The sequence below is a fragment of the Microvirga lupini genome, assembly GCF_014191055.1.
GTDB classification, from domain to species: Bacteria; Pseudomonadota; Alphaproteobacteria; order Rhizobiales; family Beijerinckiaceae; genus Microvirga; species Microvirga lupini_A.
Map to the genome: position 1 here is coordinate 1 of NZ_JACHWB010000009.1, position 17670 is coordinate 17670.

Below are 17670 nucleotides of genomic sequence, written 5' to 3' on the forward strand. Positions count from 1 at the left end.
AAATCCGTCTGATCAATCAGCTCTTCGGTCTTGCTGCCTGAGCGGCCCGTTAAATTGGGTCCGTTATGCCGTTTTCAAGTTACTGCAACGGTGCCCGCCTCAGGGCCTGAGTGGCTCTTGGGTCAGACCCTTGAGGACACGGCATCCTGGAAGCAGGAGGTGTTCGCGCTGAGCAACCAGATGGCCACAGCCGATAAGCCGCTGATCGCTGATCTCACAGCCTCTTCAACCATTCCTGTTCGGCGGGCATCCGTGAACGAAAAAGCCCCAGCCGAGAGGTAAGGGCTCTCCGCTAGGGCCGGGCTCCATGCGTTGGGGGTGATGGAGAGTGTACGGGCTGATACGCAACGCGCCCGTTGCCCGCAGCATGAAGCAGCTAAGCTTAACAATTCGTGCAGGCTCAATCAGCCTGCTTGTTCCGACAACAAGTCTCAGGAGAGATGGTGAGCGAAGTGCTTGTTCATCTCGAACATGCTGACCTTGTCCTTACCGGCAAACACAGCCTGAAGCTTCGCGTCAGCCGGGATCTCTCGCTTGTTCTCAGGGTTCTGCAGGTTGTTGGCCTTGATGTATTCCCACACCTTGCTCACCACTTCCGTGCGAGGCAGCGGGGATGAGCCGACAACGGCAGCGAGCTCAGGGGAGGGCTGCAGCGGCTTCGCCAGAGCTGGGTTCAGTTTCTTGGTTTTGCTGGCTTCTGCCATTGTGAAACTCCGTTGTTAGGCTCCATAACCCGTTTACAGGGGCAAGGGGGCGCGACCATGACGAGCAAAAACCTAACGCTCCTTAACTGCAGGTTCGCCACTCAGAACCGCCGTTTGCCTTGCGGCTTTGCCATCATCTGGCGCATGGCCTCTTCAGCCCGCGCTCTCGCTTCGGCGTCATGGCTCAGATCCCGCACCTCTGCAGGCTCGTCCTGCTGTTGCAAGCCATTCTTGCGGGCCCGCCACTGCTTGGCCTGCGCCGCTGTTGCGGCCGCACTGGCAAGCCTCTCGAGCCGATCGAGTTGGGGCGTGCTGGCCGGTGACCCGCTCTCCGATTGATCTTCCTCGTCCTTCTGACCCATCGTTATAAATCCTCTGCTCTTTGGGTTCGCGCACTACCATGCTGTTTGTGTTGAGGCCACGCGAAGGTTACATCGTACTCGTTGCCTCCGCCCCAGGTAACGTGGGCTTCAACCTTCAAGTCCAGACTCGGCACCATCAACATGAAGTCGGAGGGAGGCACGACCGGAGTGTTGAAAGTCGATTAGGGGTCGTCGGCCGATACGTTGCCTATCGTATCGCTCAGAGCCGGAAATCGGCGTTCAGCCCAAACCCGAGCCCTGATAGCCGTGCACGCCAGTAATAGAATCTAATTCAAGTATCCGGGTCTGGCGGAGGTTCCGTTAGCAGTCATCCACCTTTCCATCCGGCACATCCCTGAATCGTGACGCTGGATTGCCGGTCGAAGCTCGGCACGATTACTACGCAGCATCGAATCAAGTGCGTAACTCAGAATCACTCGGAACCTAGCTTTTACATGCGAATTGACTCGGCCATTTCAGCTAAATGATTCTGGCTAAAGAAGTTTCCCACCGCTGAATCGATCTATTGTGAATGGATTCTTGACGCGCGACTCCACAGCCAACTCAGAATCGGGCATCTCTCGGAACGGTACGAGTGTAACGGGTGAATGCCATGCCTGACGCTAAACGGACCGAGCGCGTTCAACGCTTCCGCAAGTCTCGCCGGGAACGGGGAGATCGGGAGATGAACGTCTGGGTTCCTGGGCTTCTTGGAGCTGCGATCGATGAAGCGGTCGCGAGTGGTCGCTTCAAGTCCCGTGAGGCAGTCATCACCCATGCCCTCGAGGCCATGTTTGCCCAAAAGGATCGAAATGTCGTGACGTAAACTAGGCAAAGCAAAAGGCCCACGAAGCTGGAAACTTCGAGGGCCTTTGGAGACCCACCGAGGGGTGGGCATAGAGAATTGATTGGCGTCATTCTTATGCCATCCCGACAAACTGGCTGTCAAGAGCATCGGTTTCGGTGAGCGTTCCCGCTTTGCCCTCACATAGGAGGGTACGATGCAACTCGCATCGTCAGGAGGCCGACGGCTGAGACATGCCGCTCTGGTCGCGAGAGAACTTGCGCTCGAAACGGGGCGCACGGTGACACGAAAAGAACTATCTGCCGCGGCCCGAGACGCCGGGAAAGCCTTGGATCTTCCAACCACTCCCCGGGTGGTCCTGTCGGAGCTTGTCGCCTGCTGGGGCGAGCAGGACTGGGAGCGCCTCCTGGTCTGGCCATCCAACGACTATCTCGTCGGCCGGACAGGGCTGACGGATCGCGCCATCAGGAAGTCCATCCGCAGGCTGATTGATCTGGGGCTCATCATCCCCAAGGACTCCCCAAACGGGAAGCGCTATGCCGTCAAGGATCTAGCAGGTGAGATCATCGATGCCTTCGGCTTTGATCTGACGCCGGTCTATGCCCGCCGGGGTGAATGGACGAAGCTGTTGATCGAGCAGAAGCAGTTGTGGCAGATCCAGAAACAAGCCTTCGATGAGGTCACCATCTGCCGCCGGGCCACTGAAGAAGCAATCAGTGCCCTTGCCGAGCATTATCCGGAGATCGATCGGGCCGCGCTGGAAGAGGATCTGAAAGCCCTCAAAGCCAGGACCCCAGCTCGGTCGAAAGCATCTGTTCCCGCAGGCCTTATCGACGATTGGTCTCTGTTGAGAAGCCGTGCCGAACAAGCCTTTTTAGATGCGGGCAATGGAGGAACTAGATTCCGGCACACTAATAACAACAACGAATCTCCTAGTGAGCCTTGTAACAAGGGCTTTCCGAAGAAAGCTGAGGCGGTTCGTTCAACCGAACAAACCTCGGAGCAGCTATCACCGGAATTGATCCTTGAGGCTTGCCCCACCCTCAGCGATTACGGCCAGCCCGTGCGGGACCTGGCGGACGTCGTTGCAGCCGGCCGCTACCTGCGCGCATCCCTCGGGGCCCATGAAAGCGCCTGGGCCGAGGCAGTGGAGGAGATCGGCACTGTCAGGGCGGCTATCGCGGTGATCTATGTCCTGCAGCTCTACGAGGACGACGCCGCCAAGAACGGCGGGGAGAGCCGGATCAAGAACCCGGGCGGCTACTTCCGCGCGCTCACCCGCATGGTCAAAGCCGGCAAGATCGACCTCGCCGTCGAGCTCCTCGCCATGAGGAGGCGACGAATGTCATAGGGAGACGAACCGTGCGCGACGAGATAGCGACTGGCCAGCGAACCTGGGCTCGGGAGCGGCAGTAGCAGGGTACATCACTGCTGTGAATCGTTCATGCTCAATGGATTCAGGACTTTGATTGGACCTCGCCCTTGGGCCTGCGCAACACTGGCGCATGGCTCAAGACACGATCCAATATCTGGTCCTGCACAGGTGCGATCCAAGCTGCAACATGGCTCGCTACTATGTCCTGTCGATCGAGCCGAGCTTGTTTGGGGATGCGACCCTGATCCGCGAGTGGGGCCGCATTGGTCGACCTGGGCAGCGCAGGGTCGAGCTCTACGAAAACCAGTCCTGCGCCGTGGAAGCGCTCGAGACATGGCTTCAGCGAAAGCGGCGACGCGGCTATATGCTGCGAAGCAGGTAGGGAGGAGCATAGAGAAGTCTGGATTGCTCTCAGCGCAGGATCTTGAGCAACTCTTCGACGGCTTCAGCCTCCATGAGACTGCCTCTCTCGTACTGGCGCAGCACATCCCTGATCTGGGCGCGCTTTGAGCGTGAGCTGCCGACGCACTCATCGGGGGCAGTTCAGGCTTGCGGAAGTAGGTTTGAGCTTTTTTGCAGCAGTCTCATGGTCAGCATTCGTGGTAGAGGACTCTGATGATCGATAGGAGCTCTTGAGGCCGGTTCGTCGCCTCCTATCCTTAGCAACCGGGTAGATTGAGGAAGACAGACTTTGGTCGAAAGCTTCGGAGCGGGAAAGCCGCACTTTGATCTTTGTTACGGTATGATCAGAGCTTCGACAGTGCTCGTGGCTGACAGGATCGGACGGGCGCTGAGAGGATGACACCAAATGGACGAGAGCTTCTCGCCGACCATCTTCCTTTATGGCATGGCCCTCATACTCGCCGTGGGAAAGGCCTTCACGCTGACGATCTGGCGGAACCTTCCGAAGCCCAGACCAGGGCTGAGGCAAGAGATGTTGCAGGCCTGGAAGAACCGTAGGCTTCAGAAGCAGGCCGCGACAAACGCAGGTCAGCCTCTTCGACGCGAGCCGGCGGCGGACGATCCATCGAGGACCGCTGAGGGGTCTAACAGGGAGCCACACGCCACAATGCCCGCTCCCATAGACCGGCGGCTTACTTCCGAGCCGCCATGAGGTCATGGGTAAGGACAGTGAGCTTGCCGATCAGCGATGCCATATCGCTTGGATCACATGACCACTGGGTGCCGATCGCCGCCCCATCGGAGGATACGGACACGACGGCAAGCGAGCGCAGCTTGCCCTCGCGGGCGAGCCGCAGATGCTCCTGCAGGAGGTCGATCATCGAAGCTGTGTTCTCGTCGACGGGCGGTGTGTTGACGGGACGGAGCTTGGCCACCGATCTACGTTCGCTCGCTTGCTTTTCGCTCATGGTGCACCCCTCAATCATTCCCAGGCTCTTGCAGACCTCTCATCGAGAATGCGCACTAGACATAAACCAAGTGTCAACACTAGGTCGACATAGTAGAAACATTGATCCTGTCGTATTTCGACAACAGTGCTAAGTAAGCTTAGCCAATACGATAGGAAACTCCGCTCATGAGGAGCCTCTACAGTCGTGGGTAAGCAGTCAGCAACTGCGCGGATGAAGACACAGGTGGGTGACGGCTTACGTGAGGAATGCGCAAACAACACTTGGCTCAACATTGTGAGGGATAAGGATTCGCGTGAACCCGGCCTCCAGGTCGACCGTATGTCAGAGGCTGAAGTGGCCCTGCACCTGGCCGACTTCATCCTGTCGCTTCCTCATTCGGGAGCGATGGCAAGTGTCGCGATCGATGGAGCCAGCATCAAGGTCGGCGACGCGATCGTCTTCGACGTCGGCCGCTTCATGGCTGGGATGGGATGGGAGCAGATCAAGGAACCGCAATTCGGCCGGAACGCGCGGGCTGGCGCCTACCGGCGCAACGGCAAGATCGTGCGGGTGCATTCGCGGCCAGGTGAGGGCGACGTAGTCACCACAATCGATGGCCGCCGCATCGTCGCTCGATGCAAGAGAGGTACGCTGGTCCGAAAGCCGGGAAGTCCGGAGTACGCATTGCTCACCGACGCTCTCGGAGAGGCGCTGTTGTTCGACGTCTCTGCCGATGACATCGTGGTCGCAGCGGTTCCGGACACGCCTGTCTTCCGCAAGCTCGCGGAAAGCTGGCAAAGCCGTCCGCTCGTCAGGCGGGCCGGCATCCGGATCGCCCTCGTGGCCCGCGACGGCGCAGTCTCTGGGCTGGACTTATGACAGTGGCGCTAACCTGTTGATCTCGCAGCTGGTGATTGCAGCCCTGTCAATATGGGCAAGCAGCATCGAGCCCGCGATTGGACCAGCGGAATCGTGTATCAGCGGGAGCCTGCCCCGCTGGTTACAATCAACTCAAGCTTGGGCAAATCTGCATGGTGCATCAGCAGTACGCTGTTCTTGTGTGCGAGCTGATGGGCTGACTTGGTGAAGACCGAGTTTGTGACCACCACGGCATGATGAGCGTCCTGGAAGGCGGCGGCAGCGTAAGCTTCTTGGACCGCCTTGTTGCCGACGGTGCCATTGTAGAACTTGCACTGGATGACAACCCGGCTGCCGTCCTTCTCGGCAATGATGTCGGCGCCCTGATCACCTGATCCAGGAGTGAGCGCTGCATGCCATCCGGCTTCCTGCAGGATCTCCCGGCAGTAGACTTCGAACTCCCTGCCGGTCATGAGATCCTCGACCTCGGTGTCTGACGGTGCGGTCGGCTGGTGCCGGTCAACGATGCGGTCGATCCGGCTCCTGAGGCGACCGAGGTGCCGCTTGGGGTCATTGGCTAGAAGGTGATCGATCTTCCTGCGCTGAAATTCCGGCAGCAGCGTCTTCCTGATGAAGGTGTTCAGGTGCTTGTCCCAGGCCTACTCGGACACGTTCCCATACTCATCCGGTGAGAGCATATGGGCCCGCCTGGTCGCCAACGTTCTTACATGCTTCAGGGCAGCGCGGTCCGTCAGGTCCAGAATGACAAGATGGGAATGGATCTTCGTCAGCCGCAAGAAGAGCAGAAGTCCCAATGCTGACCAAGCCGCCACCGGCTGGAGATACAGTCCTATGACGAAGGCCGCGACCAACGCGAGGCTGAATAGCTTGTGTCTCCAGAGGTAGCGAAACATTCCCTTTTCCGCGCCTGTGGCGGTTGTCGACGTGACTGTCCGTCCTTTTGGTAGCCGAGCGGGGTTACCAGCGGCTTCCCAGAGAACTGGGATACTGAGAACCCACAGGATTATTTCCGCTGCTTCTGCTGGGTGATCCGGACTCGGTCGAGGAGGTGACGGGCGAACTCCCGCAACTCATCGGCAGTGCTGATCTCGCCTCGCTTGATCAGGAACGGCCCCATGTGGAGCAAGATCATCGAATCCTCAGCTGGCTGCTTCTCGCCGGCGGCTGGCACAACCTTTGCCGACTTGCCTCCTATGAGGGCAGCGCGGTCCAGGATCTCTGTGAGACGGGGGCGCCGCTTCTCCTTCCAGTGAAAGCCACGAGGGTGCTCTTTGATACGCTGCTCTCACCAAAGAAATCAGATGGTGCGGCCCCCATGGTGGGAATGCTCCATTACGTCAGGCACAACGAAAAGGTCGCCCCACAATTGGCGCGGCTCGTGATAAACGCGGAGCAATCCGCGATATGGGCAGGGTCTTAGACCTGCAGATTGGTCGCAGATTCCTTGCCGGTGCGCCGATCTGATTCAACCTCGTACGAGATTTTCTGCCCGTCTTTCAGGCTGCGCAGGCCTGCCCGCTCAACCGCGCTGATGTGCACGAAAACATCCTTGCCGCCATTGTCAGGCTGAATGAAGCCATAACCCTTGGTCTCGTTAAACCATTTAACAGTGCCAGTCGCCATCTCGTCTCAAGTCCCTCGTTGTTTTCTCTGGCGGAGCATTATGTTCCACCGCTGGCTGACGTTGCCGTCAGAAGGAACCTAGTTGGGCAAGACAACCGTGGCAATAAAGAGGCGAGTAACTAACGTTAGGCTCCGCATGCAACGGAGGGAACGGCTGATCCATTACAGGCGCCTGAGCTGATCGTAGCTGCGGTTGCCTTGATCGGCCGGATTGTGGCTGCACCCATTCTCCAGAGGATGTAGTCTCCTGTCGCGATTTTGGCGCAGCAGTAGAATGCCTCAAGGAACCGCCTCCACTGCGCGATAGCTCACATCGACTGGCGGGAGCGGATACACATGTGAACATGGTTCCGCCGCTTAACCATTCCGCAATCCGTGCGAGCCAGCCTGCAGACCGATGAGTTTGCCGATTCGAATTCTGGACGGGACAGCCATGACGGAAACCACATTCGAGAATGCAGTCGACGAGATGGTCGGCCGGCTTCACTCCATCCTGCTGACAATCCAGCAGGGAGGCGGGGAGGAGACTTTGTGCAGCCTGCAGCAACAACTGATCGACCTGATGGGACTCGTTGAGCGCAATCCAGGCATTGAGGCCGCGACCGGGGATCTCTATGCCGCCGCGGAGGCTCTGGTGGCGGACCGAGCCACGCGTTCACAGCCGATCGCACGAAAGCTGCGTTTGCTGGCTCATGCGCATCAGCGCTTCCGTGAGCACCTGTCCGCCGCCCAGCCGCTCAAACCAGGTCGGCGAAGCATCTGGCTGCACGGGAATCTCCGGTTCGCCGCCTGATGGAGCGAGAAGCGGGATCTCGCGCCAGTTCCTCCCGCCTTGATCACCGCATCTCGTGGTTTCGGGGAGCTTCCTGCCCACGATACGGAACCAGGTTCTGGATCGATCCGGAGCAGCCTTGCAGGCAAACCGGCAATGCCTCGGTGATCTCCAGAGCCATGGGGTCACAGCCCATCGCAACAGCAATCCGGCGCCAGAGCGAATAGCCGCTCCTGACCAGAGCCAGGATCTCGGCGGCCTGATAGGCGTCCCACGCCGCAACAACCGCGCGGGCTCGGGCCAGTGCAGCGGGAACAAGGAGTTGGCCGAGTGCTGCCGTCCCCGGCAGAGGCGGCTCGCTGGAACGGCACAGGGCCATGCGCAGCTGATCGATGTCGGCGGCACTGTAACGGCGACTGCGCCTCGGCTCATCTTCCTTCCCCAGCGACAGGCCAAGAGCCGCATCCTGCGGCTGTACCGCAAGAGCTCGGGGTTTGATCGGGCGGAGCGCTTCGTACTCGAACTCTGCTTCCTTCAGAATGGTGGTGATCGCGCGCTGCGGGTCGCGCAGAGGCTGCCAGTGGCCGGAGAGCGTCACAAGGATCCGGTCGCCCTCTTCTGAGACGCTCGGCCAGACGAGTTCCATTCCTGCCGGCGAGCGGCGCCAGCCGATCTCCGGTGCACCGAACGGCGAAAGCTCGGCCAGCGCGTCACACCAGATCGCCGAGGTGGTGCGCAGATGCAGGCCGAGGTTGGACCAGAGGTGTTCGCGGCGGGCAGGGAAGGGCAGGAGAGTTGTCATCGGGAGTTCCTTGACAGGGTTGAAATTGGAAGGAGATGCGGCAGCGAGAGTGGGCCTCAGCCGGGCAGGGTGATCTCCCCGAGGCTGCCATCGAGCGGATCAGCGCAGCCCGTCTCCGCCGCGCTGGCGGAAATGCCATCGATCCCGGTTGCGGAGGGCGTGTGGGTCTCCATCAGAGCTTGCACCTTCGCTCCCGATAGCACCCGGTGAGCGATGAGTGCCTCGGCCACGGCCAGCACTGCAGGCTGATGCTGAGTTACGAGCATGATCGCACGGTGCATCAGCCGCTGCAGATCGGTTTCGATGTTGTAGGCAAGGCGACCATCGACACGCACCAGTGCGCTGGCATCATCGACGCTGCCCCGATGCAGCAGCCTGTCACCCAGACCATAGCTCGCATGGAGGGCGGAGAGCTCGCGTGTGGCGACCGCGAGATCGCTCATCGCTCCGGCGCTCGCCCCGGCACCCAGCACAACATCGGCCGCCCGACCGGCGAGACCGATCACCACGGTGTCCTCGATCACGGCGCGGGTCGGGATGAAACCGGGATGCACCATGCGGGTCATCCCACCGCTGGCGCCGGCCACCTGCAGCGAGACGCCCTGAAGGGTACGGCCGAGGGCTACTGCCGCAACGGCATGGCCGGCTTCGTGGATGGCGCAGGCCCTCATCTCAGTGGGGCTGCGTGGATCCGGCGGGCTGGCCTCGGCGAGGAGGTCATCGAGCGTGAGGGCGCGGCCCGCAAGCCGAGCGCGCCGGCGGGCGCTGTTCACCACCTGTACAACATCGGCGCCGACGCGCCCCAGCAACAGCTGCGCCACATGAGCAAGATCAGCATCAGCGAGGTCGCCCTTGAGGTGTGCCCGCAGAATACCGGTCAACCCTTCAACACCCGGCGGAGCGATCTCGATTAGCCGGTCGAACCGGCCCGGGCGACGCAGTGCGGGATCGATCCTGTCGACATGGTTGGTCGCGGCAATCAGCACCACATCGGGGCAGGTCTGGCGCAGAGTATCGATGCCGAGCAGCATGCCGGTGATGACCGGACCCCAGAAGTCACCGTGTTGCGATCCGCTTAACGACTGTCGGCTCGGTAGCGCGTCGAGCTCGTCGATAAAAGCCACACAAGGCCGGGTCGCGCGCAGAGTGGCAAAGAACTTTTTCTGCTCCTTGACCACTGCTCCGAGATGCCCGTCTGAGGCGCCAAACCAGTCGGTGACGCTCGTCATCACGAACTGCAATTGTAGCTTGCCGCTCAGAGCTTTGGCGATAGAAGTTTTACCGGTCCCCGGTGGTCCGTATAGCAAACAACTTTCCAGCGCTGCCGTCGAAGCGTGGCCAGCACGCCTGTGCTCGACCTCGCGGACGATCTCCTCGGCCCAGGTGCGTGCCTCACCGTAGCCGGTGAGCGTCTCCAGGGGCGGAGCATCCTCGGCGAATGTCACGCCGATGCGCGCTCCGGCAGCGCGAACCAGGCGAGCCGCAATGGCTTGGCGGGTCGAGCCCGGCCGGAAGGCGGCGCAGTAGTCAGGCCAATCGAGGCCGGCGAGATCGCGCGCCGACAGCGTTACAGGCCGGCCTCTGCGGCTGAAGGCGCGGATGGCCTGCTCGACCAGAGCAGCACCGGGCACAGGCACGATGACGGTGGCGTCTGCCGCGGCCAGCAACACCTGCGACAGCTCGCGGCCAGGATCGGCGGCGACCCCGGCGATCGTCACGCCTCTGGCCAGTGCTTTGCCAGCCTCTTCGGCGCGGTAGAGCTGCTCCTGAGGACGGTTGAGCCGCTCCGACGGGCTGATGATCTGAAGCCCCTGAAAGGCCACGTCCCTGAGCACCTCGGACAGCGGGGAAACCCAAGCAGGCGAGGGCGCCGCCACGACGAGCGCAAGGGTGCTGTCACCACGCTTGAGCCGGCGCAGGAGATCGGGTCCAAGCGCCTGCTTCAGCAGCGGCTTGGCGAGCAGCTCCCGCAGGGAAAGCCGCTGCCGGGACCTTGCCTGAGCCAGGAGGCTCTCATAGCCCGAGGGCGCCGGCAGATCAGGGCTGCTGTCCTGATCGCCTTCCACATCGAAGTCATCGACGGTGCTGGTGCTGGAGAGAGTGCGAATGCTCATGATGATAATCTCCGACCAGAGGGTCAGCGCCAGGCAGCGAGGCTGACCTCGCTCTGCAGTTCGATTGGCCGATCGAGGGCAATCGTCAGCACGCGCTCGGCGACCAGCCGCAGCACGGCTCCGGCCGGATCGGGGCTACCCGTCAGCCACTCGGCGCAGACCTCGAGCGAGGCGCTGCCGCCGACCTCAGCGAGGTGGGAGAGCAGCATGAGGCGCTCGCGCGGAGTGACGTGCACGCCGTCACAGGCCGACACGAGCAAGGCATTGGTCAGCCGCGGCTCGGCCCGGATGACGCTCTCGGGCGCCAGCACAAGACGGCGTCCGCTGAATTCGACCGCCCACTTCAAGTCGAGCACGCGGGCATGCAGGTCCGGGTCACGCCAGCAGGCGCTCGGCACGGCAACGAGGCTGACGGTGCGACCACCCGAGAGCCGGACCGAGCGCAGGACAAGCCCAATCTGCGCCAGACCGAGGGTGCGCGCGAAGGTCTCACATTGCGGGTTGTCCGAGACGGAACGGACGCCGGACTTGACATTCAGCAGCGCATCGACGGCATAGGGCAGGGGAGCTTCGCGCCCGAGGCTGGCGACCACGGCGGCACACGAGGAAGTGTCAAGTGCACCGGAGGCAGTGACGGCAGAAACGTAATTCATAGGCATAGCTTTCCTGTTCGCCAGCGCGACGGCGTGGCGGTGATGATGAGTAAGGGACGGGAGAAAGGCGCGCAGGCTCCTGAGCCTGCGCCGACCTGGATCAGATCCGACGAGAGGGATCGATGGTGCAGGTTCGCAGGACTGCGCCGGCACCCTGGGTCGAGCCCGTGAGGCATTTGGCCAGCCTGCTTGGGTTCTCGAACGACTCGTCACGGGTGAAGACGAGTTTCGTCTCATCCGTCGGATGAGGCTTGAGGACGCCTGTCTTCAGCAACGTCGCCCGGTGCTGGCGAATGTAGCGCTGCAGCGTCGTGGCCCCGATCGCGCTCACCTCGCTGCCCTTGTGCACGAGCAACGTGCCGTCAGGCAGCTTTTCCGCCGTGGCCTGAAGGTCGCCGTAGTGCAGCCGGTAGTGCGTCCCGATCGGATCCTCAGCTTTGAGGCTCGGGCCACGTCCGCCCTCCACTCCGGTCGAATGAGTGAACGGCTCCTGAGGCATCATCGGATCAGGGGCTAAACTGAGCCGGGATGGCTTCAGGAACTCACTGAAGTCAAAACGCGATGCCGCCGGAGCAACCATGTGCGGGACAGCGTCACGCTCGAGGACGGGTGGCTCAAGGAAGCGATGCCCCATCGACACCAGCTGACGGCGAGCCTCGACAAGATAGGCGTCGAGCGCGCGGCGCTCCTCCTCGGACACATAATTGCGCCAGGGAGACACGCCGATCACCAGATCGAGGTGCGGGGCATGATCGAGAAGGCCATTGACGCGCCACTCCAGATGCTTGCCTGCTGCTTCGAACCAGCCCGGCTGCTCGCAGCCGAAGATGACGACCCAGTGCCACGCCCGGTCGGAGTCGCGGAGCTTGCGCATCAAGCGTTGGCCCACGTTCCTCCCCTCACCGCACATGACGTAAGGGCGTTGATCGCTTGCCTCGGGCAAGCCGATCGCAACGTAGCAGCCCGTCGAATTGAGGACGGGCAGGGAGAGCTCCTGAGGGAGATCTTCGACGCGCATGACCATGACGGTCGGAACCCAGATGGACGCGCGCTGTTTGACCGGGCCACTCAGATTGATGAAGGACATGATGGGCGCTAAAGGCGAAAAGTTGTTTGACATGAATGCAAACCTTTGACGATGGCCCACGCCGCTCCGTCTGCAGGACAGTGCCGTGACTGAACCCGCCAGTTAGCCAGCAGAGGAGGGGCGTTAAGGCCGGAGAGATGAGGGGTGAAACGGCTCAGGCGCGGCAGCCGGACGGCTGCGGGCGCAAGACCTCACCGCACGGGATCGCCAAGATCGCGCACGGACGGTTCATCTCAGTTCGACAAGGGGCTTTCAATGCGCGCACAGGCGCGCTACTGCATACAGCAGCCATAGTCGGGTCTCCTCAGGACACGTACTGTGGTCAGGCCCTTTGACGGTGTTACCAGCACCGGCTTGGGGCCGCCCCGAATGGGCGGGCCGTCACCACATCGGCTTGGCTGTAAGATAGCGGAATATTGGATTATTGCAAGTATAAATTCCAATAAACAGAAACGTTAAAAATCTATTAACGGATGCGGATAAGTTAATCCCCTCCGACACACGCCGAAAGTGGAGCTGTTTTGAAGGGCTGAAGGAATTCAGCCCCGCGGATTGTCCTGCTGGAGCGTAAAACCAGTGCGTCCACCGCTCTGGCCACACTGACATCATCTTTACTGGTGGGTTGCTCTTTCTGGAACCGCCACACTCCGCAAGATCCATCAAGAAGGCAGTGATCACTCAAGACCAACTGGTTGCCGCTCTGTGCGCGGGCCGATGGCAAGCCGTGATGGATCCGCAAAGGCAGTTCAGGTCCTGCGGCTTCCCTCAACAGGTCGCGGTCGCCGAAGGCTTCTGCTCGAAAGCACAGGATTGCTGGCTTGGATCCTTCAGCACTCTGCACGTATCGCGTAACGATCATGTCTCCGAGCGTTTGCGCCCGGCGGTCAGGCGCAAAGAGCCGTTGGCGCCTCTGACCTTCAGCTGATCGAAGTTGAGGTTGCCGAGCTTCCAGGATTGCAGAACGACGGAGGTGTCACCGATCGACTTCGGCTTCACGCCGCCCTCTGTGGCGCGCTCGATGGTCAGGGCCTTGCCGCTCCAGTCGAGCAGCAGGCGGTCGTCCGGCCCGAAGCCCGCACTGTCCCACAACGCCCGCGGCAGGCGGATGGAGGTGTAGAACCGATCCGGGCGCTTGGCGTCCGCAATGGATTTCACCACAACCACGGCAGCCGCGATCTGTCCCTCTTTGGGCTCGGCCTTCCGCTTACGCCCAGCCCGCCATGGCGCCTCCTGCACCTCCAGTTCTGGCACAGGCGCCGGTTCGGCATCGACGCTTGGCGTCAACTCAGGGCTGGCCTCAGCCTTCATCACAGACGGCTGATCAGCGACAGGATTCGCAACGTGCGGCATCGCCTGGATGGCGCCGATAATCTGCCGAAGGCCGCCTGAGAGACCCTCCGTCGACCGGGTGAAGGCAGGAGCCAAGCGTGCGAGGGCTTCGATCTGCTGACCACTAAGTGTTACGAGTTGGCTCACCTGATCCGCCATGAGCTCCACGGCTGATCGCAAGCCCTTCAGGTCCGCTGCCATTCCGGCCAGAGCCTGCTCAACCTCTGGCGAAAGAGCTAGCGTGGAATGGGTTGGCTGCAGTGCCTTCGGTGCGGAGGATTGGGGCGGTTTGGCTTCCTTCGGGCGGAAGACCTCGGCGGCCAGAGCGTCCGGCTTGCCCAAGTGCCGGGCTAGAATGTCGGCGGTGTCCTGGTGCCGCTTGTCCGCAGCTCTGGTCTCGGGACGCGGGACTGCCGATTTCATCTCTTGAGCGTGCCGTGGTCGGGCCAAGCAGGCCGAGCAGAGGTCAAAGGAAGGAGCACGACCGAGCAGCCAGCCGCGCTCGTTGAAGTAGCCTTTGACGGCATCATTGCTGGTGGGCTTGGAGGCCTCGTAAGTGTCTGCACTGGCACAATCCGAGCACCGGATCGTGAAGCGGAACTTGGAGGGAGCACCACCGCTACGGGTAATTTGCGGCTCGAACTGACGTGCGATGCCGGGCATCTGGCAATCCTGATCGTTGAAAAATGTTGTTAGGCCGAGGACGATGCTGCGTCCTGATCTCTCGGCTCGGAAAAGAGGTGTAGGGAACGGGTAGGGGATTAACACCGGTCTCGCCAAATTCCAACCCGTCGGTGCGGGTCTGCTCCATCCGTCAGGCGGGAAAGCAGAACAGGCCCGCTTTCAAGCGTACCTGAAGCCGCTATCATCACGGGATGGACTCTCCTATATCCAGGTGTCAGCAGATACGGGAAGCGGTGGAGGCTGAGATGACCGAGACATTCCAGGGAAGGGCCATCGCCGGCCGGGGTGATGCCGAGAGTGTCGCCATCCAGGTCCTGAACTTCATTGTTTCAGATGTTGATCGGATCATCCAGTTTCTGAACGTCACCGGCCTTCAGCCGGAGACGATCCGCGCGTCAGCCACTTCATCGCATTTCCTGTTGGGTGTGCTCGAGTATGTCGCGAAAGACGACGAACTCCTGAAGGCAATCGATGAGGAGCTGAAAATCCGGCCAGCCGCCATCCTGGCGGCCATCGTGCATCTGTCGCCAGAGTCCGATATGAGGCCACTCAATGGGGATAAGAAAATCGAGGCGGCCCCTCAACTGCCGAGGCGCAACCTGTTCCACTAAAGAGACAGGCCTCCTCACCCGCCGTTGCCAGGCCGATGAGAAGGCCTCCTGTTTCGGAAAGCCAGGATTGGAGTACCAGCTTCCACTCGGAGTAATGCTCGAATCCGATGACAGTTTCGGTGTAACGCGAGAAAAAGCCGTGGCCCACGGCCGAGGCTCCCCGTCACAGCGGCCAGGCTTGAAGGTCAGGATACCGACAGATAGGCTTCCTTGAGCGGCCCGCGTGGCGTGAAAGCTATTGTGTCACCGAGGCCGTGTGAGTTCTCAAAGCCTGAAGGGTCGCAGTTCCAAGCTTGCCAGTGACAGGAAGACCTTTGGATCGTTCAAAGGCTTCAACGGCTTTGCGGGTAGAGGGTCCTAACGACCCATCGGCTTTTAGTTTTCCATACCCGAAGTCGACAAGCGCTTCTTGCGCTGTGCGGATCTCCTGCTTGGAAAGGCGAACCGCTGACGTCGTGCTGACTGTGGGACTTTCCGTCATGGCTGCAGGCTGATCTGACGGTCCGGTGAACTGAAGGCGGGTTTGCTCAATCGCCTGACTAACGCTCGCCCGCAGAGAGTCCAGCTGCTGGAGTTCTTCGGTTGCTGCTTCGATCCGCGCCAGCATCGTGTTCAGATCTTGGCCCGCCAGAACCTTTTGATCATTGGCTTTCGCCAGCTGATCGCGCTCTGCGGTGATAGTCTCAATCTGCTGCCGAAACTGCCGATTCTCACTCTGGAGCGTGTGCTCCTCAAATCCTGTAGACAGGACGGAGTACACGAACAGGCCCCAGCCGATCGCCGTCGCTGCCAGGAGACCTGTGCCTGTTGCACCGAGCTGCAGCCTAACTTGGGTTTTCACATAGCTCATGAGCTTACTCGCGGATCGTTAGCTGAATGTCTGAGAGCGTTGTGTGCTCACATCAGCTCCGCATTGGGTCGAGCTTGTGACGCAAATAGGACGCTGCGAGGCGTTTGGCGACGCATGGTTAACCAAACGTGTTCGTCTGCAGCTGGAAATCAACACCAAACTGCTGGCTTCAGCACAGGCCCAATTTGGTAAAGATCTCGTTTTCAGTTGCGGCGCCGGAAGTCAGGTGCGAGTAACGATGGTGACCGGCGAAACTTGTTGTGACGGCTACACGATCCGGTAGACTTGGCCGGTGTTCGCATTGCGGTAGAGATCAACCGTCGTGCCGTTCCAGTGATAGTCGAGATGACGACCCTGAATGGGATTTGCGGCGCAGTCTGGATAAAACACACCCACGCACTCGCCACCTGGATAGCGAACGCTCGGGTAAACGACACCGTTGGAGCCTGTAGCACGAAGCTTATACCCTAATGCTTGACTCGCTTCGTAGTTGTCGGGCCGGAGCAGCCCCGACTGATCAGCTGTACTGCTCCTGAGCTCATGCAGTTGTGCATTGATGTCGAGCAAGATCTCGCGGAATTGAGAGGTCCAACCAGCCGGTTCATCCGTGCGGGCCATAAACTTGCCATGGTGGTGGATCGTCTCGAACAGGGCGACTTCAAAGGTGTTCCCCGCGTAGAGGACGCCAAACGTACCATCGCTGAAGCGACTGGGCCGATCAGTGCTCACATGTGTAAAAGGAGCCATGAGGTAACTCGCCCCCGGGCCGGCGACGCGACGCTGTTCCGGGACGAGGTCGAGATTGCCGATGGTCTCCATCAAGCGGGGATTGGTCTTCTGTTCCGCCGAGATAATCAGGGGCCAATCGGCTGGGTCAGCAATGTCCTCGAAGAGGTCGATCGGTGGAAAGATGCTTCGGATGATACGAATGGACCTGGGCCACCTGATCTCTGAGATGGAAACCAAGTCTATATCAATCACCAAGTGCCCCGCTCGGCGTCGAGATAGCGGCGGACGCGCATCAAGTCCGTGAGTTCGCCGCCGAGCATCACCTCAAGGGCCGACCTGTTCGCAAATGCGGAGTTTGGCTTCTTGATCCAAGCATAACCGCGCTGCGGTTCGCGGAAGATAATTCGCAAGGCTTTATGAATGCCCATAAGGTTGGACAGCCGGGCCTTGCTGTCGCGGTCGATGCGGCCGATATCACCCGCTTTCCAGCGCCGGTACGTTCGCACTGGCAGATCGAGCAGGGTGGCCGCCTCCTCATCATTAATGTCCCACAAGCGGAACAAGTTGAGCGCTGCGCGAAACATCGCGGCGGCCTCGTCATCGGTGATCGGTGAGGGCCGGAAGTCTTTGGGTGCGGTGTCGACGGGCAGTAAAACAGCCATAGCAGCATCTCCATTATGGCATTATATACTAATTTTAATGCCAAATGGCAAGATGCTGTTCCTTACATCCGCATAGATGAAACGGAGTTTTATCATTGCAGTTCAGCTTAACGACGAGATTATGTTGGACCCCGCTGCTATAGCGAGAACCTTAGATCGAAGCAAGAAGAAAGCTTTCAATATAACATTTTGCTTAATAAGCGTTTTGACAAGAAGTCTGTAGCCAGTGCTCCAAGCTCAACGCCAGATCTTTGCAAGGAACGGGTTTGACCACCTG

General features: G+C 60.4%; 23 protein-coding genes. 8 read left to right on the forward strand and 15 right to left on the reverse strand.

All coding sequences use genetic code 11. The features are described from left to right. Nucleotides 1–431: 431 nt before the first annotated feature. Both FHR70_RS21375 and FHR70_RS21380 read right to left on the reverse strand, forming a co-directional pair. Nucleotides 432–704 (reverse strand): SWIB/MDM2 domain-containing protein, encoded by a 273-nt coding sequence (locus FHR70_RS21375; protein WP_183454041.1) that lies wholly within the window; start codon nt 702–704, stop codon nt 432–434. A gap of 101 nt (nt 705–805) precedes the next feature. After that, the gene (locus tag FHR70_RS21380) at nt 806–1066 is read right to left on the reverse strand and encodes a hypothetical protein (protein ID WP_183454042.1); all 261 of its coding nucleotides are present in this window, start codon (nt 1064–1066) and stop codon (nt 806–808) included. A 613-nt stretch (nt 1067–1679) separates the two neighbouring features. On the opposite strand from FHR70_RS21380, the gene FHR70_RS21385 reads away from it, so the two are divergent. From FHR70_RS21385 to FHR70_RS21400, 4 genes are all read left to right on the forward strand, one after another. Beyond that, entirely contained in the window at nt 1680–1892 is a 213-nt protein-coding gene (locus FHR70_RS21385; RefSeq protein WP_183454250.1) for a hypothetical protein, read from the forward strand. A 175-nt stretch (nt 1893–2067) separates the two neighbouring features. Beyond that, nucleotides 2068–3222 (forward strand): plasmid replication protein RepC, encoded by a 1155-nt coding sequence (gene repC / locus FHR70_RS21390; protein ID WP_183454044.1) that lies wholly within the window; start codon nt 2068–2070, stop codon nt 3220–3222. Nucleotides 3223–3376: 154 nt separating this feature from the next. Beyond that, nucleotides 3377–3628 carry a WGR domain-containing protein gene (locus FHR70_RS21395; protein WP_183454047.1) on the forward strand — a complete coding sequence of 84 codons (252 nt, stop codon included), beginning with the start codon at nt 3377–3379 and terminating at the stop codon, nt 3626–3628. Nucleotides 3629–4054: 426 nt separating this feature from the next. Beyond that, on the forward strand, nt 4055–4360 hold the full coding sequence (locus FHR70_RS21400; RefSeq protein ID WP_183454049.1) for a hypothetical protein: 306 nt from the start codon (nt 4055–4057) through the stop codon (nt 4358–4360). Here the strand turns inward: FHR70_RS21400 and FHR70_RS21405 are convergent. Then, nucleotides 4341–4616 (reverse strand): hypothetical protein, encoded by a 276-nt coding sequence (locus tag FHR70_RS21405; RefSeq protein WP_183454051.1) that lies wholly within the window; start codon nt 4614–4616, stop codon nt 4341–4343. The two genes, FHR70_RS21400 and FHR70_RS21405, sit on opposite strands and share 20 nt — an antisense overlap. 186 nt (nt 4617–4802) lie before the next feature. On the opposite strand from FHR70_RS21405, the gene FHR70_RS21410 reads away from it, so the two are divergent. After that, nucleotides 4803–5477: a hypothetical protein gene (locus FHR70_RS21410; RefSeq protein ID WP_343058862.1), complete on the forward strand. Its 675-nt coding sequence runs from the start codon at nt 4803–4805 to the stop codon at nt 5475–5477. 98 nt (nt 5478–5575) lie between these two features. Here the strand turns inward: FHR70_RS21410 and FHR70_RS21415 are convergent, their stop codons facing one another. From FHR70_RS21415 to FHR70_RS21425, 4 genes are all read right to left on the reverse strand, one after another. Next, nucleotides 5576–5929 carry a restriction endonuclease gene (locus FHR70_RS21415; protein ID WP_183454053.1) on the reverse strand — a complete coding sequence of 118 codons (354 nt, stop codon included), beginning with the start codon at nt 5927–5929 and terminating at the stop codon, nt 5576–5578. A 186-nt stretch (nt 5930–6115) separates the two neighbouring features. Further along, nucleotides 6116–6370, reverse strand: coding sequence for a hypothetical protein (locus FHR70_RS21420; RefSeq protein ID WP_183454055.1), 255 nt, complete (start codon nt 6368–6370; stop codon nt 6116–6118). Nucleotides 6371–6480: 110 nt separating this feature from the next. Then, nucleotides 6481–6609 carry a hypothetical protein gene (locus tag FHR70_RS24430; protein WP_281381415.1) on the reverse strand — a complete coding sequence of 43 codons (129 nt, stop codon included), beginning with the start codon at nt 6607–6609 and terminating at the stop codon, nt 6481–6483. Nucleotides 6610–6893: 284 nt separating this feature from the next. Next, complete coding sequence (locus tag FHR70_RS21425) at nt 6894–7100, reverse strand: cold-shock protein (protein WP_134498218.1); 207 nt, start codon at nt 7098–7100, stop codon at nt 6894–6896. Between the two features lie 433 nt (nt 7101–7533). On the opposite strand from FHR70_RS21425, the gene FHR70_RS21430 reads away from it, so the two are divergent. After that, nucleotides 7534–7893, forward strand: coding sequence for a hypothetical protein (locus FHR70_RS21430; protein WP_183454057.1), 360 nt, complete (start codon nt 7534–7536; stop codon nt 7891–7893). 43 nt (nt 7894–7936) lie between these two features. On the opposite strand, the gene FHR70_RS21435 is transcribed toward FHR70_RS21430, so the two are convergent. From FHR70_RS21435 to FHR70_RS21455, 5 genes are all read right to left on the reverse strand, one after another. Next, on the reverse strand, nt 7937–8674 hold the full coding sequence (locus FHR70_RS21435; RefSeq protein ID WP_183454059.1) for a hypothetical protein: 738 nt from the start codon (nt 8672–8674) through the stop codon (nt 7937–7939). A gap of 56 nt (nt 8675–8730) precedes the next feature. After that, nucleotides 8731–10788: an AAA family ATPase gene (locus FHR70_RS21440; protein WP_183454061.1), complete on the reverse strand. Its 2058-nt coding sequence runs from the start codon at nt 10786–10788 to the stop codon at nt 8731–8733. A gap of 23 nt (nt 10789–10811) precedes the next feature. Beyond that, nucleotides 10812–11441, reverse strand: coding sequence for a hypothetical protein (locus FHR70_RS21445; protein ID WP_183454063.1), 630 nt, complete (start codon nt 11439–11441; stop codon nt 10812–10814). Between the two features lie 100 nt (nt 11442–11541). Beyond that, nucleotides 11542–12561, reverse strand: a complete 1020-nt coding sequence (locus FHR70_RS21450; RefSeq protein ID WP_210277736.1) for a GIY-YIG nuclease family protein — start codon at nt 12559–12561, stop codon at nt 11542–11544. A gap of 822 nt (nt 12562–13383) precedes the next feature. After that, nucleotides 13384–14520 (reverse strand): hypothetical protein, encoded by a 1137-nt coding sequence (locus FHR70_RS21455; protein ID WP_183454067.1) that lies wholly within the window; start codon nt 14518–14520, stop codon nt 13384–13386. Nucleotides 14521–14786: 266 nt separating this feature from the next. Here FHR70_RS21455 and FHR70_RS21460 point away from each other — a divergent pair, with 266 nt between their 5' ends. Next, nucleotides 14787–15152 carry a DUF3572 domain-containing protein gene (locus tag FHR70_RS21460; protein WP_183454069.1) on the forward strand — a complete coding sequence of 122 codons (366 nt, stop codon included), beginning with the start codon at nt 14787–14789 and terminating at the stop codon, nt 15150–15152. A 235-nt stretch (nt 15153–15387) separates the two neighbouring features. Here the strand turns inward: FHR70_RS21460 and FHR70_RS21465 are convergent, their stop codons facing one another. After that, entirely contained in the window at nt 15388–16002 is a 615-nt protein-coding gene (locus FHR70_RS21465) for a peptidoglycan-binding domain-containing protein (RefSeq protein ID WP_183454071.1), read from the reverse strand. 43 nt (nt 16003–16045) lie between these two features. Here FHR70_RS21465 and FHR70_RS21470 point away from each other — a divergent pair, with 43 nt between their 5' ends. After that, nucleotides 16046–16285, forward strand: coding sequence for a hypothetical protein (locus FHR70_RS21470; protein ID WP_183454073.1), 240 nt, complete (start codon nt 16046–16048; stop codon nt 16283–16285). On the opposite strand, the gene FHR70_RS21475 is transcribed toward FHR70_RS21470, so the two are convergent. Both FHR70_RS21475 and FHR70_RS21480 read right to left on the reverse strand, forming a co-directional pair. After that, nucleotides 16270–16983, reverse strand: coding sequence for an RES family NAD+ phosphorylase (locus FHR70_RS21475; protein WP_183454076.1), 714 nt, complete (start codon nt 16981–16983; stop codon nt 16270–16272). The two genes, FHR70_RS21470 and FHR70_RS21475, sit on opposite strands and share 16 nt — an antisense overlap. Continuing rightward, nucleotides 16980–17393 carry an MbcA/ParS/Xre antitoxin family protein gene (locus tag FHR70_RS21480; protein ID WP_183454078.1) on the reverse strand — a complete coding sequence of 138 codons (414 nt, stop codon included), beginning with the start codon at nt 17391–17393 and terminating at the stop codon, nt 16980–16982. The genes FHR70_RS21475 and FHR70_RS21480 overlap by 4 nt, the downstream gene beginning before the upstream one ends. Between the last annotated feature and the right edge of the window lie 277 nt (nt 17394–17670).

What these genes read in the sequence shown, in the direction of transcription:
- FHR70_RS21375 (WP_183454041.1), bottom strand. Translation starts at nt 704, where the DNA reads ATGGCAGAAGCCAGCAAAACCAAGAAACTGAACCCAGCTCTGGCGAAG.
- FHR70_RS21380 (WP_183454042.1), bottom strand. Translation starts at nt 1,066, where the DNA reads ATGGGTCAGAAGGACGAGGAAGATCAATCGGAGAGCGGGTCACCGGCC.
- FHR70_RS21385 (WP_183454250.1), top strand. Translation starts at nt 1,680, where the DNA reads ATGCCTGACGCTAAACGGACCGAGCGCGTTCAACGCTTCCGCAAGTCT.
- repC (WP_183454044.1), top strand. Translation starts at nt 2,068, where the DNA reads ATGCAACTCGCATCGTCAGGAGGCCGACGGCTGAGACATGCCGCTCTG.
- FHR70_RS21395 (WP_183454047.1), top strand. Translation starts at nt 3,377, where the DNA reads ATGGCTCAAGACACGATCCAATATCTGGTCCTGCACAGGTGCGATCCA.
- FHR70_RS21400 (WP_183454049.1), top strand. Translation starts at nt 4,055, where the DNA reads ATGGACGAGAGCTTCTCGCCGACCATCTTCCTTTATGGCATGGCCCTC.
- FHR70_RS21405 (WP_183454051.1), bottom strand. Translation starts at nt 4,616, where the DNA reads ATGAGCGAAAAGCAAGCGAGCGAACGTAGATCGGTGGCCAAGCTCCGT.
- FHR70_RS21415 (WP_183454053.1), bottom strand. Translation starts at nt 5,929, where the DNA reads ATGACCGGCAGGGAGTTCGAAGTCTACTGCCGGGAGATCCTGCAGGAA.
- FHR70_RS21420 (WP_183454055.1), bottom strand. Translation starts at nt 6,370, where the DNA reads ATGTTTCGCTACCTCTGGAGACACAAGCTATTCAGCCTCGCGTTGGTC.
- FHR70_RS24430 (WP_281381415.1), bottom strand. Translation starts at nt 6,609, where the DNA reads ATGATCTTGCTCCACATGGGGCCGTTCCTGATCAAGCGAGGCGAGATC.
- FHR70_RS21425 (WP_134498218.1), bottom strand. Translation starts at nt 7,100, where the DNA reads ATGGCGACTGGCACTGTTAAATGGTTTAACGAGACCAAGGGTTATGGC.
- FHR70_RS21430 (WP_183454057.1), top strand. Translation starts at nt 7,534, where the DNA reads ATGACGGAAACCACATTCGAGAATGCAGTCGACGAGATGGTCGGCCGG.
- FHR70_RS21435 (WP_183454059.1), bottom strand. Translation starts at nt 8,674, where the DNA reads ATGACAACTCTCCTGCCCTTCCCTGCCCGCCGCGAACACCTCTGGTCC.
- FHR70_RS21440 (WP_183454061.1), bottom strand. Translation starts at nt 10,788, where the DNA reads ATGAGCATTCGCACTCTCTCCAGCACCAGCACCGTCGATGACTTCGAT.
- FHR70_RS21445 (WP_183454063.1), bottom strand. Translation starts at nt 11,441, where the DNA reads ATGAATTACGTTTCTGCCGTCACTGCCTCCGGTGCACTTGACACTTCC.
- FHR70_RS21450 (WP_210277736.1), bottom strand. Translation starts at nt 12,561, where the DNA reads ATGTCAAACAACTTTTCGCCTTTAGCGCCCATCATGTCCTTCATCAAT.
- FHR70_RS21455 (WP_183454067.1), bottom strand. Translation starts at nt 14,520, where the DNA reads ATGCCCGGCATCGCACGTCAGTTCGAGCCGCAAATTACCCGTAGCGGT.
- FHR70_RS21460 (WP_183454069.1), top strand. Translation starts at nt 14,787, where the DNA reads ATGACCGAGACATTCCAGGGAAGGGCCATCGCCGGCCGGGGTGATGCC.
- FHR70_RS21465 (WP_183454071.1), bottom strand. Translation starts at nt 16,002, where the DNA reads ATGAGCTATGTGAAAACCCAAGTTAGGCTGCAGCTCGGTGCAACAGGC.
- FHR70_RS21480 (WP_183454078.1), bottom strand. Translation starts at nt 17,393, where the DNA reads ATGGCTGTTTTACTGCCCGTCGACACCGCACCCAAAGACTTCCGGCCC.